At 68.2% G+C, this 16,063-nt stretch carries 12 protein-coding genes; 3 read left to right on the top strand and 9 right to left on the bottom strand.

The features are described from left to right. Positions 1-464 precede the first annotated feature (464 nt). Entirely contained in the window at positions 465-1,019 is a 555-nt protein-coding gene (locus tag ACSHXC_RS02915) for a hypothetical protein (RefSeq protein ID WP_438290001.1), read from the top strand. 300 nt (positions 1,020-1,319) lie between these two features. Next, on the top strand, positions 1,320-2,384 hold the full coding sequence (locus tag ACSHXC_RS02910; RefSeq protein ID WP_438290000.1) for an ETX/MTX2 family pore-forming toxin: 1,065 nt from the start codon (positions 1,320-1,322) through the stop codon (positions 2,382-2,384). Between the two features lie 190 nt (positions 2,385-2,574). Here the strand turns inward: ACSHXC_RS02910 and ACSHXC_RS02905 are convergent, their stop codons facing one another. The 9 genes from ACSHXC_RS02905 to ACSHXC_RS02865 form a co-directional block, all read right to left on the bottom strand. After that, positions 2,575-3,810 (bottom strand): phophatidylserine decarboxylase associated domain-containing protein, encoded by a 1,236-nt coding sequence (locus tag ACSHXC_RS02905; protein ID WP_438289999.1) that lies wholly within the window; start codon positions 3,808-3,810, stop codon positions 2,575-2,577. A 599-nt stretch (positions 3,811-4,409) separates the two neighbouring features. Further along, the gene (locus ACSHXC_RS02900; protein WP_438289998.1) at positions 4,410-5,888 is read right to left on the bottom strand and encodes a pyridoxal phosphate-dependent aminotransferase; all 1,479 of its coding nucleotides are present in this window, start codon (positions 5,886-5,888) and stop codon (positions 4,410-4,412) included. A 205-nt stretch (positions 5,889-6,093) separates the two neighbouring features. Further along, entirely contained in the window at positions 6,094-7,761 is a 1,668-nt protein-coding gene (locus ACSHXC_RS02895; protein ID WP_438289997.1) for an amidohydrolase, read from the bottom strand. A 26-nt stretch (positions 7,762-7,787) separates the two neighbouring features. Then, a complete protein-coding gene (locus tag ACSHXC_RS02890) occupies positions 7,788-8,630 on the bottom strand; it encodes a mycofactocin-coupled SDR family oxidoreductase (RefSeq protein ID WP_438289996.1) in 843 nt (280 codons plus the stop codon). Positions 8,631-8,788: 158 nt separating this feature from the next. Continuing rightward, the gene (locus tag ACSHXC_RS02885; RefSeq protein ID WP_438289995.1) at positions 8,789-9,877 is read right to left on the bottom strand and encodes a bile acid:sodium symporter family protein; all 1,089 of its coding nucleotides are present in this window, start codon (positions 9,875-9,877) and stop codon (positions 8,789-8,791) included. Between the two features lie 82 nt (positions 9,878-9,959). Beyond that, positions 9,960-10,817: an isocitrate lyase/PEP mutase family protein gene (locus tag ACSHXC_RS02880; RefSeq protein WP_438289994.1), complete on the bottom strand. Its 858-nt coding sequence runs from the start codon at positions 10,815-10,817 to the stop codon at positions 9,960-9,962. A gap of 455 nt (positions 10,818-11,272) precedes the next feature. After that, a complete protein-coding gene (locus ACSHXC_RS02875) occupies positions 11,273-12,196 on the bottom strand; it encodes an NAD-dependent protein deacetylase (protein ID WP_438289993.1) in 924 nt (307 codons plus the stop codon). A gap of 64 nt (positions 12,197-12,260) precedes the next feature. Continuing rightward, positions 12,261-13,046 (bottom strand): ArsR/SmtB family transcription factor, encoded by a 786-nt coding sequence (locus ACSHXC_RS02870; protein ID WP_438289992.1) that lies wholly within the window; start codon positions 13,044-13,046, stop codon positions 12,261-12,263. A 199-nt stretch (positions 13,047-13,245) separates the two neighbouring features. Beyond that, complete coding sequence (locus ACSHXC_RS02865) at positions 13,246-14,421, bottom strand: ROK family transcriptional regulator (protein WP_438289991.1); 1,176 nt, start codon at positions 14,419-14,421, stop codon at positions 13,246-13,248. 159 nt (positions 14,422-14,580) lie between these two features. On the opposite strand from ACSHXC_RS02865, the gene ACSHXC_RS02860 reads away from it, so the two are divergent. Beyond that, positions 14,581-16,044 (top strand): APC family permease, encoded by a 1,464-nt coding sequence (locus ACSHXC_RS02860; RefSeq protein WP_438289990.1) that lies wholly within the window; start codon positions 14,581-14,583, stop codon positions 16,042-16,044. Positions 16,045-16,063: the final 19 nt, after the last annotated feature.

The raw sequence follows: 16,063 nt of genomic DNA, 5'->3' as shown, positions 1-16,063 counted from the left end.
CCAGCTTCACCGGCGCGCTCGGCATCACCCGTATCCGCTCGCCCGGCTCCGCCAGCCGCTGAGACTGGCGCCAGCCGCCATCCGCGGCCACCAGGCGCCGCCGTCTTCGGACGTCGCGACGTCGAACCCTGGGTCCAGGCCAACAGAACGGCGGCAGTCACCTGGCGGTCGGGGTGCCGTCGGCGTGCAGGCGCGCGGGGCGATGGACAGGTCCGGGACGAGCGTCGTCGATGGCCTACGTGTTGTCTTCCGCGGGTTCAACGGCCCCGATAGAGGGACGCTGGGTCGGATGGCCACCAAGGAGCCCTGATTTTCTGGTCATGGGACGCCCACGGGCGGGCAACGATGGCGCACGTTGCCCGTTGTTCATCTCCTGGGTCTACTCGCATAGATACTGCGCCTGGTGTCATGCCGTCAGCCGCCCGGCATCCAAGCCGGGCTCTGATGCGATGGAGACCCCCCGCATGTATGCGATACGCCAACTCGCTTCCACCATAGGCGTGTTCACCCTCGCCGCCGGTGCGCTGACCGTCGGCACGGCCGGCGCACACGCCACTGCCCCCACCGCGGCCGTGGCTTCGGCGTCGTGTTCGCAGTCGTATCTGCCGCTGCCCGACCCGGTCTGCCAGCCCGGCGCCTTCAACCCGGATGTCACCCAGGACACGATCGGCTCGACGATCTGTGTGTCGGGCTGGACGTCCACGGTACGTCCGCCCACCTCGTACACGAACCCGCTGAAGGTTCAGCAGATCGCGGACTACGGCTACAGCGACACCAGCACCGCCGACTACGAGGAGGACCACCTCGTCCCGCTGGAGCTGGGCGGCGCACCCCGAGACCCGATGAACCTGTGGCCCGAGCCGCGGTACAGCACCGGCGGCAAGACCGCGGGCAACAAGGACACCGTCGAGAACCGCCTCAAGACCGCCGTCTGCAATGGGCAGGTCCCCCTCGACGACGCACGCCAGGCGATCGCGACCGACTGGACCACCGCACTGGCCGCCGTCGGCCTGAACTGACCCCGCCGCCCCGGACCGTCCCCGCTGCACCCCTGCGCCCTGACCAGGGGGCAGCGGTGGACGATCCCGCGGCTGCGGGACTTTCATCCCTCGCGACGGGGGCCGATGACGACGCCGACGGGCGTCAAGAAGGCATTATGCAAGGGCCGTTGATTGCATGGAACCCGTCAATATCTGAATATCCCGGGGTCGCGATATGGTTGCATACGAGGAAATCGATCCGGCGGGTCCTCCCGGTACCGCAACGAGACCTCAAACGTCCGAGCCGGAGCGAAGCAACAATGGGAGCTCGGAATTTCCATGAAACTCGGCACGAATCGGCGGGCGGGGCGTATCTCCCGGCACACGGCGCCTGCGGCGGCACTTGCAGTAGTAGTGGTATGCGCGGCCTCCGTGAATGCCTCCGCCACATCTCATGATGCTCCCTCCTACCCGTCCAGCCTCAGCCAGTTCCTGAGCGATATCGCTTTCTACGGTGATCCGACAACTGCGGCGCAGGATCAGGCGTACATGGATCAGCGCAACAACAAGACCGTCGTTCAGCAGGTCGGGAGGGCTTTTGTTCCGCGATTGGAGAAGACGCGGACCGTCTGGGACGCTTCGGGTCTGGCGTTTTCCCATGTGAAGGTGACGCCCGCGGGTGCGCCGCACATCGGCGACAACGTAGTGCTTTACCACGGGAGCGCCCGCTTGGCGAACGCTACGAACAGAGAGAAGAGCCTGTCGACCCAGGCATTCGGCCAGGATGTCGAGGACAGCATCTCCACTTCCCTGTCCAAGACCTTCGGAATCACGAACAAGCTCACGACACAAGTGAAAATGGGGCCTTTCTTCTCCGGCGGCGATGAGTTCGAGACCAGTTGGACTCTCGGTAGGACGGACACCACTACAACCACCGTCACGAACCATTACACCGCCCCGTCGCAGACGATGATGGTGCCGCCGCACACCGTGGACACGGTCACATTCGACCTGTACCGGAACACCTATCAGGGGAAGGTCAATATCACTGGTGACCTGGACGGCAGCTTCGAGAAGAAGATCATGACGGAGATGTACACGGATGACGGAAAAGCCTTCCTCGGCAGCCATACGGCGATCGAGCACCACTATTCCGTCTACGACACCGCGTTGGCCGCCGTGCCCTTGACACCGGGTTTCTATCTCAGCGGGCACCACACCGTGGTAGTGCCTTCCATGGGCATGGGGGAGTACACAGCTGATGTCGCCAACACCAACTTCGACGTCACCGTCAGCGAATCACCGCTCCCGACCACTGACGCAAGCCCCCGGACCCCGGTGCCCGCCAGTGCGCTGAAGTCCTACTCCTACACCGTGCCTGCCCAGATCACCCGAGCGAAATGATCGGAACGGAGCCCAGGGCTTAGGTGTGCTTGAGCCGTACACGGCCGCCGCGCGTCGGCGATGGCAGGAGAAGGTCACGGCACCCAGCAGTGGTCCCCAGGAGACCAAGGGGAGGTAGAGGAATCCGGCGACGGTGCTGCCGGGGCAGGACATGCCGGGGTGGGGGACGGCCCACCGCATCCGGCGCGCATCAGGATTGAGCGACGGCGATCTGCTCGCCGACGCGATAGCGCTGGTCCGCGTTCGCGGAAAAGGTGACGTTGCTCTGATTCTGGAAAACCATGACGATGTCGGAGCCGCCGTAGCTGAAGCAGCCGAGTTCATCGCCCTTCTTGACCTGCTGGCCCTCGGTCGCGGTGATCGTGACCGAGGAGACTTCGCTCATGCCGACGGGCAGCAGCGCCACCATGCCGATGCGTGGTCCGGTGCTCTCGATGAAGATCAGGCCCCGGGTGTTGGCCGCCGCCTCGGTACCGAACGGGACCGCTTGGGCGGTCGGGTCCAGGCCGGCGGACTCGGCGACGCTGAACACCTGGCCGGGGATGGTTTCGACGTGCCGGACCACGCCGTCGACGGGCGCGTGCCAGCGGTGGTAGCCGGTGGCGGGAGGCACCAGCTGGACCACGCTCCCGCCGATGAACCGGTCGGTGTAGGCGTGGTGGTTGAACATGTCGGCCAGCGCGAAGCCCTGCTCCTTGAGCGGGAATCCGGTGCTCTTGCCGACGTTCTGGTCGACGCGGACGAAGGCTGCGTCGCCGGAGGCGATGACGGCGTTGGCGTCCGAGGCGACCGGGCGGGCTTCGGGCCTGACCCTGCGGTGGAAGAAGTCGTTGAAGGACGCGAAGCCCCAGTGTTCGTCGTTGCGGTCGGGGATCACGTACTCGTCCAGCTTGTTCTGTTCGGCCGCCTGCGCGGACAGCCAGCCGTTGTCGGTTTGGGTGAGGACGTAGCGGCTCTGCGGGCTGTCCAGGAACGCACACCACGCCTTCAGGGCATGGCGCAGCGCGGCGTTGAACACCGGGAGGCGCAGGACGGCCGCGCCGGACCGGGTCAGCGACAGAGGGGCGAACAGGGCGGAGAGCGGGAAGAGGATCCGCTTGTCCGGGTCGGGGTGGTACTCGGGTGCGGTGGTGACGACCTGGTCCACGCACTTCAGCAGGTGCCCGACGTCCTGGAAGGGTCGCAACTGCCGCGGGAGCTGGTCGAGCATGCCCGTCACCAGCAGCTGGATGTTGGCATCGGCCTCGATCTCCTGCTTCAGGGCGGCCACCGCCGGGCCGAGCTCCTCCTTGCGCTCCCGGGCCTGCTCCGCGAAGCCAGTCAGCCAGGCCTCGACCGCCTGACGGCTGTCCGGCAGATAACCGGCGACCCGCCCGAACGAGTTGCGGTACCGCGCATCCAACCCGGCGCCGGTGACATCACCCACCGAGGACACTCCCCACGGTTCATCGCTCCACGACAGTGGACGGAACCGATGCCCCGCCTGCGCACACCGGCCCGCCGCACAACGTCCCGTCCCGGCGCATGCACCGCAAGGGAGGGAAGTGGCCACAGACCGGCACCCACTGTCGGTGTACACGAGGAAAACGATCAGCCGGGTACCGCTGGATGTGCCCGACCGTCCGGGCAGGCGACTTCGCAGAGACGGCTGTCCTTGCCTGCCCGGCAGCCGGACAACATGGAGTGCGGCCAACACCCGCCCTCGTGCGGTCCGGCGCAGCCGGTTCTGCTGTCTCGCGCAGCTTCTTCGAGTTCGTCCGCGCCCTGCCCGAGGCGCCGCCCATTCAATCCCGTGGAGCGGCTGGTGTTCTCGGCGGCGGCGCGCGATGAATCGGTGGCGCGGTACATGCATCGGTTCGCGTCCCGCTCGATCGGGCCGCTGCGATTCTTGAACCCCGCGGCAGTGGCAAGGGCTTCGGCCGTCAACACCGGGCACCGCAGGGCGGACGTTCCACCTGAGCACCTGTCACACACACGGACATGACTTGCTGCCGCCTGCCCACTCCACGCGCCCTCGGCGGCAGGTCAACGGCGACCGTTCCGCCACGGCGCCAGGAGGTCGGCCACCCTTCCTATCGAGGCGATGACTTCGCTGGTATCGACGGCCGTGTAGCACAGTCGGAAGTAGCCCGGCTCGGCACAGGACAGCAGCTGCCCCGGAAGCAGTTGCACCTGGGCGTAGGTGGCGATGTACCAGCGCAGCCATTCCTCCTCGCTGGAGATGTCCGGGAAGAGGATCGGCAGGGCGACCGACCCCTCCTTCTCGGCTTCCGCGGCGAAGGGCTCCGGTACGCGGTCGAGCCGAGGGAAGTGCGGCCCGATCTCCGGCGGAATCACCGCCGTCCCGGCCGGCGGCAGATAGGCCCGCAGGTCGAGCCAGAAGAACTGCGCAGCGTTCTGCCCCTCGCGGTAGCGGTACGGGATGTGGCCGTCCGTGAGGGCGCGGCGCGTGTCCTCGAACGCCGTGGTCAGCCAGCCCCGGTACTGCCGCATCAGCTCCAGCGGGTAGCTCTTGCCGTCGACGACGGTCTTCAGCATCGCCCCGATGACACGGTGCTTCAGCGAGTCGAACGGGCTGAACCAGGCGTAGCTGTTCTGCTTGTCCTTGATGCCCTGCATGGCCACATGGACCACCGGCGACTTGGAGATCACAACTCCCGCCTTGAAGCCCGAAAGACCGAAGTCCTTGGCGAATCCCCACACGACATGGACCCGGTTCCGCGCCTCCGGATGGTTCTTGTAGGCGTCCAAGGACAGGGCGCTGACGAACTCCGGCTCCGATCCGGTGAGTTGGGAGTGCGCGTACATCTCGTCGGAGACGATGTGCATGCCGGTCTCGGTGAGTACCCACCGGTAGATGCTCTCCAGCAGGTCCTTGCCGTAGTTGTCGCCCAGGGGGTTGTTGGGATTGGTGAGGACGAGCAGCTTCGGCGGCTCCGGCTGGGTCCGGTAGGCGCGCTGCAGATCGGCCAGGGTGAGCTCGAAGTTCTCCGGACCCCTTTCCCGGAGGTGAACGGGAACGGTGACCAGTTCGGGCCGTTGCTCGAAGCACCAGTTGAAACCCTGCCAGTAGGGCGCGGGCAGCAGCACCCGATCGCCGCTCTCCAGGATCCCGCCCTCCCTGAGCGCGAACGCCAGGCACTCCAGAGCGGCCGACACCCCCGACGTACCGAAGACGTCCTCGCTCTTCAGGTCCGCGGAGAACATCGGGCGGAGCATGTCCGCGATGCCCTTGCGGATCTCGGAACTGCCGTACGACGGCGCGTACTTGACGTCCTTCTGCTCCAGGACCCCGAGCCGCTGAAACACGTTGTCCCGCAGTGACGGATAGACCAGCACGTTCTCCGCCGTGGCCAGGTTGACCACGTCCGGGTACAGCTCCTGGTGGACGGCCAGCCGCTGCTCCGGGTCGGCGGCCCCGGCGAGCAGCGCCGTGATCTCCTCGGGAGTACGCTCCCCGGGGCCCTGCTGCCCTGTCCTGGTGCCCTTCGTGTTCGCGGCCATCGCACGTTCCTCCGTCGGTAGGCGTGATGTTTCCGGCAGGCACCCATCTTTCGGGAGGAACGGGGAGACTGAACAGAACACGAACCGGCCAGCCGGCGCGGTGCCGCCTACATGTCGGCGCGGCCGCTCCACCCGGTCAAGCCGTCGGCGTCAGAGAGGTGGCTTCCCAGCGGAGCTGGCCAGGTAGAACCCTGCCGGCAAGGCCTCACCACGAGGGAGCCTCAGACCGTCGCGCCCCAGAGTCGTAGACCAGTTCCCCTTCGATGAACGTCATCTTGACCTCGGTGGCGTGAACTTGGGAGATCTGTGCTTCGAAGGGGTTCTGATGGACCACGATGACGTCGGCGAGCATGCCCGGTTCGATGCGCCCGACACGGTGCGCCATGCCCTCCTGGCGCGCGGAGTTGACCGTGAACAGGCCGAAGGCTTCTTCCAGAGTGATGGCTTGGGACTCGCCGAGGCAGTCCGCGCTGCCGCCCGGCTCCCGCCGGGTGACGAGCGTTTCGATGGCGGACCAAGGGTTCACGGATGGCACGACGCACCAGTCCGAACCCGGCACGACCAGTGCGCGGGCGTCGAGCATCTCCCGCACAGGCCACGCTCGTTCGATCGCTTCCGTGCCGACGGCCGACACGATGTCGGAGCAGATGGGGGAGGGCCGCCACAGGTAGGGGGAGACTTCGAACGTCGCGCCGATCCGTGGTGCGCGCTCGATGTCGGTCTTCGCCACGAACGTGCAGTGTCCTACGTTGTGCATGCACGGGCCGTGCCCGTTGGCCGTGCGGGCGGCCTCGATGGCGCCCAGCGCCGCCCGCACCGCCGCATCGCCGGCCGCGTGGAACTTCACCGTGATGCCCATCCGGTCGAATCGGGTCACCACCTGATCGAGGACCGCCGGTGCGATCGCGAGCAGCCCGTGACGGCTGACCTCGTCGTCCCGTCCCTCCACGGTGTCCGCGTAGGGCTCGATCATTGCCGCCGTGTGGCTGTCGGTCGGTACCCCGTCGAGGAAGATCTTCACGCAGTCAGGCATCACGCGACCGCTCGCGTAGAGATTTCGGGCAGCGATCACTTCTTCGCACACAGGATCATTCGGGGACCACACGAGACACAGGCGCACGCGCTGCCTCACGGCTCCCCGCGCGGCGAGGCGGGTGTAGGCACGCAGTTCGGACTGCGGACCGGCAGTGAATCCGACCGCGGCTTCGGTGAACGAGGTGATCCCGTAGGAGAGCATTTCGTCGAGGGCCCACTCCAGCGCCGCCTCGACCTCTTCGTCGGTCGGCTTGGGGGCTGAAGCGGCCAGCAGGTCGGCCGCGGTCTCGCGTTGTATGCCGCTCGGATTGCCTGCGGCGTCCCTCTCGAAGATGCCACCTACCGGGTCAGGTGTGCCGGGACCGATCCCGGCGGCCCCGAGGGCCGCGCTGTTCGCCCACGAGCTGTGTCCGCTGGTGTCCTCCAGGAGGACCGGATTGCCGGGGGCGACGGCATCGAGCATGGTCCGGTCCGGGATCGTTCCGAGCGCGGAGGTGTCCCACTGCCCGCCCAGGACCCATGCGCCGGGAGCCGCCCGGGACACGTGCTCGGCCACGATGCGGAGGGTGTCGGCCAGGCTGGAGCCCTGCGGGACCTTGCAGCGGCGTTCGCGGATTCCGGCGTAGATCGGATGCACGTGCAGGTCGTGCAAGCCGGGGAGAACGGTATCGCCGGCCAGGTCCACCACCCGTGTGTCCGGTCCGCGCTGTCGCAGCACCTCGTCGCGGCCGCCGACCGTTTCGATGACACCGGCGCGCACGGTGAGCCCCTGAGCCCAGCCCGACGACGTCTTGACGTGCCCGCCCACCAAAACCGTGTCCGCGTACTGATCAGTCATGGAAGCTCCACCTCCAGCTCGGCGACTCAGCGGCGGTTGGTGAATCCGGCGTCGACGGGCAGCGTGACACCGGTGACGTAGCGAGCCTCGTCCGAAGCCAGCCACAGGACGGCGTTGGACACGTCGACCGGTTCGATTGTGTCCACCGGCAGGGCATTTGGCGCCCCCTCGGACAGAACCGGGTCCTGGGCGACGAACTCGATCATGGCAGGGTCGGCAACCATGCTGGTGGCCACACCGGTGGGGTGCACGGAGTTCACCCTGATGCTGTGCGGGGCGAGGTTGTTGGCGTACGTACGCATCAGCCCGACCACGCCGTGCTTGGAAGCGGCGTAGCCAAGACCGCCGTTACTGGCCCCGCCGATACCCACCAGTCCGGCGGTGGAGCTGACGATCACGATCGAGCCGCCCCGCTCGGCGGCGACCATCGACGGGATGGCCACCTCGATGGTGTGAAAGGTGCCGGTGAGATTGACATCGATGGCGTCATGCCACGCCTGCACCCTGTCCTCCACCAGCAACGGTGCGATCCCGGCGTTGGCGACAACGATGTGGATCTGCCCGAACTCGGCGAGCCCGGCGTCGTACGCCTCCTGGAGGGCGGCTCGATCGCGCACGTCTGCCTGCCGCGCCACGACGCGGCGGCCCAGGGCCTGCACTTCCTCGACCGTGTCGTGCAGGTCCTCCGGCGTCGACTGTGGGTAAGGCACGGTGTCGACCGACCGGCATATGTCCACGATCACCAAGTCGGCGCCCTCCTCCGCCAGGCGCCGAACGTGGCTGCGACCGAGCCCTCCGGCCGCGCCGGTGACGAAGGCCGTCTTGCCGTCAAGGCGCCCCCTCGTTCTCTGGGTTTCCTCGTCTGGCATAGCGTGGCTCCTTCGCGGTCCGCGCAGAGCATGGCCCTCATCAAGGTGATGTACCGCGCGCAAGCCGGCTTGGCCAGGGGACGAAAGGGCCAGGACTGGAAGAGGCGGCGCTGAGCATCGCGGTAGCGGGGATGCGGTCTCCGCCGAGGTGGTCCCGCTCAGCCGGGGTTGGCACTTGTTCCCTCACGCGGGTTGCTACCGCTCCTTGCCGTCCGTATCCCCTTCCTGTCGTCTTCATCGGTTCTTGGGGCAGCAGACCGGCCGGCCGGCCAGCGGCGGGCCAGCCAGGCGCAGGTCACCAGCTGGATGGTGTGGTAGAGCATCAGCGGCAGTACCACGATCCCGACCCGCTCCGCCGGGAACAGCACCGTGGCCATCGGCAGCCCGCTGGCCAGGCTCTTGTTCGAGCCGCAGAACACGGCGGTGACCCGGTCCGCGTACGGCAGGCCGATCAACCGGGCGGTTCCGTAGGCCAGTTGAAGGGCCAGGACGAGCAGGAGTGCGCACAGTGCGGCCAGCAGGAGCAGCCGCCCGGGCGACACGCGCTGCCAGATGCCGGTGGTCATGCCGCGGCTGAACGCGGAGTAGACGACGAGCAGGATGGAGCCCCGGTCGCACACGGTGATCAACGCCCGGTGTCTGCCCAGCCATTCGGTGACCCAGCGCCGCGCCGCCTGCCCGGCGAGGAAGGGCACCAGGAGCTGAAGGGCGATGTCCCCGAGCTGCGAGGCGCGTATCGGCATTCCCCCGTCGCCGGTCTGCCCGATGAGGGCGACCACGAGGACGGGAGTCAGCACCACTCCGAGGACGGTGGAGAACGACGCCGAGCAGATGGCCGCCGCCACATTGCCCCGGGCCATCGACGTGAAGGCGATCGAGGACTGCACGGTGGACGGAAGGACCGTCAGAAAGAGGACCCCGACGGCCAGTTCCGTGCTGAGTGCCGAACGCGGCAGCAGCCCGGCCGCCAGTCCCGCCAGAGGGAAGGCCAGAAAGGTCAGGGTCAGGATGGGGACGTGCAGCCGCCAGTGCCGCAGACCGTCGTACGCCGCCTGCGGCGAGAGGCGGGCACCGTAGAGGAAGAACAGCAGCCCGACGGCGACCCGGACGGCGAGCGAGACGCCGTCGGCCGCCGCGCCCTCGACCGGGGCGAGCGTCGCCAAGCCGATGACGGTGAACAGCGCGACGATGTACCAGTCCACGCGGTGCCTGATGTGACGGGCGAGCGAGCGCAGGATGAGGAGCATGCGTCTCCTTCTGCGGAGCGGGGATTCACGTGGCGCGGGGCCGCGCCGCCGCTGAGGCGACGCGGCCCCTCCTGACTCACTGTCAGGCGCCGGCCGGGACACGGTCGTGGTGGCGGCTGATGTTTCGCTCAAGGAGCGTCAGGCACTCGGCGACGCCGACGCTGGCCGGGGTGTGCTCGGGCAGCCGCCCGTCGGCAGCCTTGAGCTCGCTCAGCGCGCCGTCGATGGCGGTCTGGGCGGCGAACAGGCAGGGCGTGCTGTAGATCGCGACGTCGACGCCCAGTTCCTGAAGCTCCGTCAGCGAGAGCCGCGGCGACTTGCCGCCCGCGATCTGGTTGAACAGCAACGGCTTGTCGCCGATGACGCGACGCACCTTGTGGATCCAGTCGATGCTGCGTACCCCGTCGACGAGGATCACGTCGGCGTCCGTCGCGGCCAGGGCCTTGGCCCGGCGCAGGATCTCCTCCTCCTCGGTGGCGTCCGTGCGGGCGACGACGACCAGGTCCCGTCGCGCCTTGAGGACCATGTCGAGCTTTTCCAGGTAGGCGTCGAGCGGCAGCACCTGCTTGCCGTCCACGTGGCCGCAGCGCCGCGGGCGCTGCTGGTCCTCCAGGATGACCCCGGAGGCCCCGCCGCTCTCCAGCTGCTGGACCACGTGGCACGCCGTCTCCGGGTCGACGTAGCCGTCGTCGATGTCGACCAGCAGGTGCTGCTGGGGGAAGGCGAGCCGCAGCCGCTGAACGAACGCGACGACGTCGGGCCAGGCGATGAAGCCGATGTCGGGCAGCCCGTAGTGGGAGGCCGCGAAGCCGAATCCCGAGACGAACATTCCGTCGTAGTGCTGCGCCGCCACGGACGCGGAGAACATGTCGAAAATACCGATCAGGGGGGTGGTGCCGTCGTTCTGTATCGCGGTGCGTAGCCGGTTGGGGTGATTCACGGGTACCCTCCGATGAGGTCGCGGTCATGTGTCTCGCGGCCGGCCCGTTGCCTGCCAAGTCGACGGCCGGTGCGAGGCGTTGCATACCAAAGCGTCCTTGGGGCCATGCCGTTTCGGTGTGGCCCCATTTCCGTGTGCACGTGTCTGCCGTGTGTGGGTGTCGTGCCCTTGCGTGCGGTCAACGGCATGAGCAATTACAGGAATTGCTGCTGTCGTTCCCGGCATGAGCAGCGTAGGGAAAGAGTTGGTCATGTAACAACCATGGCTCCGTAATGTTGGCTGCTCGTGGCTGCTTTTGCGCCGGTCGTCGCCGACCGCGGCCGCTACGAGACGGCACGCCGAAAACGTTCACCGCCCCAGGTCCGGCGGCATTCCGCGTGCGACGGCCCGATTGATTGATTACCCGTCAGATGTGACGGTGTCGACGCCGGATAGTCCGAATCGGTCCACCTGGCTCAACACGGCGGATTCAAGCCGCCTCGGGCGGCCTTCCGGCCGTCGACGGGGATGTGCAGTCGGTCGGCCAGGGTGGTGAGGGCCGCGCCCAGGGGCAGTGCGACTCGGGTGACGGCGTGCTCGTCGCCGCGTGTCGGGTCCTGATTGACGATGAGTACGGGCTTGCCCGCCCGGGCTGCCTCGCGGACGAACCGGAGCCCGGACATCACGGTGAGCGAGGAGCCCAGAACCAGCAGCGAGGTCGCCTCATCGACCAGTTCGCGGCAGCGCGCGACCCGCGGCGGCGGCACGGCCTCACCGAAGAACACCACGTCGGGTTTGAGGATGCCGCCGCATTCCGCGCAGGCCGCGACGCGGAAGTCCCTGGCCTGTTCGTCGGTGAGGTCGGCGTCACCGTCGGGGTTGAGCCCGGCGGCCACCGGTTCGAAGCCCGCGTTTGCCTCGTCGAGCCGCCGGGCGAGTTCGCGGCGCGAGCTGAAACCGCCGCAGGAAAGGCAGACGACCCGGTCGAGGCTTCCGTGCAGTTCCACCACGCCCTCGCTGCCGGCGGCCTGATGCAGACCGTCGACATTCTGGGTGATCACACCCGAGAGCAGGCCGTGCCGCTCGAACGCCGTCACAGCCAGGTGCCCGGCGTTGGGCCGGGCACGGCCGAACGTACGCCAGCCGAGGTGGCTGCGCGCCCAGTACCGGCGCCGGGCCCCGGCGCTGGCGGTGAATTCCTGGTACGTCATCGGGGTGTGCCGACTCAGGCTCCCGCCTTTGCCCCGGTAGTCGGGGATGCCCGACTCCGTGGAGATGCCGGCCCCGCTGAGCACCAGCACACCGCCGGCCCGCAGCGCATCGGCGACCGGCCCGGGATCCGTGGTGCCAGGTCTCAGACCGTCGGTGGGCGTCCAGCTCAGGGTGGGGCGCATGCGCATACCGCCAGCCTACGAAAACGGGCAGGACACCGGTACGGGACGGCCGGTCGGACGAGAACGGGGCTCAGTGCGCCGAGAGGGGCTCGCCCGTCTCCAGGAGGGTCTTCAGGCTGGACAGGATCGGCGGCCAGCCCTGGCTGCACATGTCGTGCAGGATGCCCTCGGGGTCGAAGTCGTGGGTGACCGTCAGCTTGACCTGGTCGCCCTGCGGCTCCAGGTCGAAGGTGACGTTGGACCGGCGCTCCACCGCGATCTGCGCCCGTACGTCCTCCGCGATGCCGACCGCCTTCGCCCACTCGTCCGTGAACGAGTGCCAGGTGTAGGCGAGTTGGCGGTACGGGTCCGAGACAAGGACGATCTGTTCCGGGTCCGCCATCGTCGCATCGCCCTGCTTCCAGACCAGCGGCGAGCCCTTCTTCCAGTCGCTCTCGAAGCCCACGCCCCAGTACCGCTCGGTGAAGGCCGAGTCCGTCAGGGCCTGCCACAGCCGTTCGGGGGTGGTGCGGATGTAGGTCGTGTACACGAACGTCTTGCTGTCCATGAGGGGCTGCTCCAATGCTCTCTTCAGGTCCGCGAGGGCGTTGACCCGGCCGCGGTCGAACCGGCTGATCCAGCGCTCGGCGATGGCGTTGATCGGTACGGCGTTCAGGTAGTGCAGCTTTTCCCGCCCCTGCCGCACCGTCGTGACCAGTCCCGCACCCTCCAGTACGGCGAGGTGCTTGCTCACCGACTGGCGGGCCATGTCGAGGCCCGCGCACAGCTCCCGCAGGGTCTGTCCGTTGCGGTCCCGCAGCCGGTCCAGCAACCGCCGCCGGCTCGGATCCGCCAGCGCCTTGAACACCGCGTCCATGACTCGTAACCCCCAGTCATGCAGCCGCAAGGCTACCTCTTCATGATTGGCACCCCAACGGCTGCATGTCAAACGGGCCCCTCAGTTCCCCGACACCGTCGTCGCGCCTGCGGACACCGTCCCCCTCGGCATCGCGGCCGGGCCCTTCAGGGCCGGGGTGGGGACCCCCATCGCAGGCAAGAGGGGTGACGCGGAGTCCTCAGTGTGCCGAGCGCCGCTCGAAGGCCACGTCCCGCGCCGTGCCGAGTGCCGTTGCCACCGCGCCGAGCAGCACCGCGTCCTCCCCGAGCGAACTCGGCGCCACCTTCGGCCGCAGCGGGGTGAGCGCGCGCAGCGTCTCCCGTACGGGGCGCAGGAGCAGATCCGCACTGTGTCCGACGCCACCGCCGAGCACCACGAGATCGGGGTCGAGGACGGCCGCGACCACCGCGACGGTGTGCGCGATCCGCTCGCCCTCCAGCTGAACTGCCTTGACCGCGGCGGCAGTTCCGGCCCGCGCCGCGTCGAAGACGTCCTTCGCGGTGAGCGGGCCCGCCATGCCGAGCGAGCGCGCGGCCGCGACGACCGCGTCGCCGGAGACCGCGTCCTCCAGTGTGTCCGGCTTCTGGAGGCCGGGCCACGGCAGGAAGCCGATCTCGCCCGCGCCGCCGTGCGCCCCGGTGAAGAGCTGGCCCTCGCTGACCACACCCATGCCGAGGCCGGTGCCGATCATGACGTACACGAAGAGTTTGCTGGCCGCGCCGACGCCGAAGGTGTACTCGCCGAGCGCCGCCAGGTTCGCGTCGTTGTGGACCGCGAGCGGTATGCCGAGCCGCTCCCGCATCTGGTCGAAGAGGCCCGGCCTGCCCCAGCCCGGCAGGTGCTGGGCATAGCGCACGCGCCGCTTCTCGGCGTCGTACACGCCGGGGGTGCCGACCACCGCCTGGGCGACCTTGTCCGCGTCCACACCGGAACCCTCGACGAGTTGGCGCGCGCTGGTGACGACCAGGTCGGCCATCGTGGCCGAGGTGCGGGCATGGTTGCGGACCTCGGAGCGGGCCACCACCTTGCCGTCGAGGTCGGCCAGGGCGATCCGCAGCCAGGTCCGGCCGATGTCGATGCCGAGTGCGTAACCCGCCGTCGGATCGGGCGCGTAGAGCACGGCGGCGCGGCCCCGCTCGGGGGTGATCGTGCCCGCCTCGCGGACCAGGCCCGCCAGTTCGAGCGAGGCGAGCGCGCTGGACACGGTGGGCTTGGACAGGCCGGTGTCCCGCGCGAGCTGAGCCCGGGACGCGGGGCCTCCGGTGCGCAGCCGGTCGAGCAGCAGCCGCTCGTTGGAACTGCGCTGCCGCTGCGGGTTCCAGGGCAGGTCGCCGCCCTCGTCGCTGCTGGTCATCGCATCATTCTCACGCATCGGTCCGAGCTGTTCACTGACGACCTCTTGACGGTGAAAGTAAAGGTACTTAACTTAAGCACGCCCGACGCCGAGGGAACCCCGCACTGGCGAATCCGCAGCAGCTCCCTCTTCTCGCCCATCAGCCCCGGGAGGACCCCAGTGTCCGGAACCCCTCCGCCGGCCGGCGGCTTCGTCCGCCGGATCGGACTCTTCCAGGCCACCGCCATCAACATGAGCCAGATGTGCGGGATCGGCCCCTTCGTGACCATCCCGCTGATGGTCGCCGCCTTCGGCGGGCCGCAGGCCGTCATCGGCTTCGTCGCCGGCGCGATACTCGCCCTCGCCGACGGCCTCATCTGGGCCGAGCTCGGCGCCTCGCTGCCCGGCTCCGGCGGCAGCTACGTCTATCTGCGCCAGGCTTTCCAGTACCGCACCGGCCGCCTGATGCCGTTCCTCTTCGTATGGACGGCGATGCTGTTCATCCCGCTGGCCATGTCCACCGGCGTCGTCGGATTCGTGCAGTACCTCGGCTACCTGGCGCCGGACCTCGGCAAGACGGCCGGCGACCTGATCGGGCTCGGCATCATCGCCTTCGTGGTCCTGCTGCTCTGGCGGGGCGTCGAGAACATCGCCCGGATCACCGTCGTGATGTGGGTCGTCATGATTGCCTCGGTCGCCCTGGTGACGGTCGCCGCCGCCACCGACTTCAGCCCGCACCTGGCCTTCAAGTACCCCTCTGATGCCTTCGAGTTGACGAGCAGTCACTTCTGGATCGGCTTCGCGGCAGGGCTCACCATCGGCATCTACGACTACCTCGGCTACAACACCGCCGCCTACATGGGTGCGGAGATCAAGGACCCCGGGCGCACTCTGCCGCGCTCCATCATCCACTCCGTCTTCGGCATCATGGTGATCTATCTGCTCCTCCAGATCGGCACCCTCGGCGTCATCGACTGGACCCGGATGCTGGACCCGAACGACATCGCGTCGAGCTCGGTCGCCTCCGCCGTCCTGGAAAAGGCCTGGGGCAAGGGCGCCGCCGACGTCGTCACCGTCCTCATCCTGGTCACCGCGTTCGCCTCCGTCTTCACCGGGCTGCTCGGCGGCTCCCGGGTCCCGTACGACGCCGCCCGCGACAAGGTGTTCTTCCGCTCGTACGCCAAGCTGCACCCCAAGCACCGCTTCCCGATGCTGGGCCTGCTCACCATGGGCGTCGTCACCGCCGTCGGCTTCATGATCGGCCGCCACACCGATCTGACGACCCTCATCCAGCTGCTCACCACGGTGATGGTCATCGTCCAGGCGCTCGCCCAGATCCTCGCCGTCACCGTGCTGCGCAAGCGGCAGCCCGGGCTCCGCCGCCCGTACCGGATGTGGCTCTACCCGCTGCCGAGCCTGATCGCCCTGGTCGGCTGGCTCACCATCTACGGCTACGCCGACAAGAACTCGCCCGGCCGCCACCCCATCGAATGGTCACTGGCCTGGGTGGCGCTCGGTTGCGTCGCCTTCGTCCTGTGGGCGCGCTTCGAGAGGGTCTGGCCGTTCGGGCCGCGCGAGATCCGCGAGGAGTTTCTGGACGACTACCCGGGCGAGTCTTCGGTGGAGACGCTGCCCGGCGGCTGAGTCGCTTGCACGAGTTGGC

It is taken from the genome of Streptomyces sp. HUAS TT7 (assembly GCF_051550175.1).
Taxonomy (GTDB): domain Bacteria; phylum Actinomycetota; class Actinomycetes; order Streptomycetales; family Streptomycetaceae; genus Streptomyces.
This window is presented reverse-complemented; position numbering and strand designations above follow the sequence as displayed.

Bases quoted from the DNA above. Each gene is read 5' to 3' on its own strand.
- ACSHXC_RS02915 (WP_438290001.1), top strand. From the start codon at position 465: ATGTATGCGATACGCCAACTCGCTTCCACCATAGGCGTGTTCACCCTC.
- ACSHXC_RS02910 (WP_438290000.1), top strand. From the start codon at position 1,320: ATGAAACTCGGCACGAATCGGCGGGCGGGGCGTATCTCCCGGCACACG.
- ACSHXC_RS02900 (WP_438289998.1), bottom strand. From the start codon at position 5,888: ATGGCCGCGAACACGAAGGGCACCAGGACAGGGCAGCAGGGCCCCGGG.
- ACSHXC_RS02895 (WP_438289997.1), bottom strand. From the start codon at position 7,761: ATGACTGATCAGTACGCGGACACGGTTTTGGTGGGCGGGCACGTCAAG.
- ACSHXC_RS02890 (WP_438289996.1), bottom strand. From the start codon at position 8,630: ATGCCAGACGAGGAAACCCAGAGAACGAGGGGGCGCCTTGACGGCAAG.
- ACSHXC_RS02885 (WP_438289995.1), bottom strand. From the start codon at position 9,877: ATGCTCCTCATCCTGCGCTCGCTCGCCCGTCACATCAGGCACCGCGTG.
- ACSHXC_RS02875 (WP_438289993.1), bottom strand. From the start codon at position 12,196: ATGCGCATGCGCCCCACCCTGAGCTGGACGCCCACCGACGGTCTGAGA.
- ACSHXC_RS02870 (WP_438289992.1), bottom strand. From the start codon at position 13,046: ATGGACGCGGTGTTCAAGGCGCTGGCGGATCCGAGCCGGCGGCGGTTG.
- ACSHXC_RS02865 (WP_438289991.1), bottom strand. From the start codon at position 14,421: ATGACCAGCAGCGACGAGGGCGGCGACCTGCCCTGGAACCCGCAGCGG.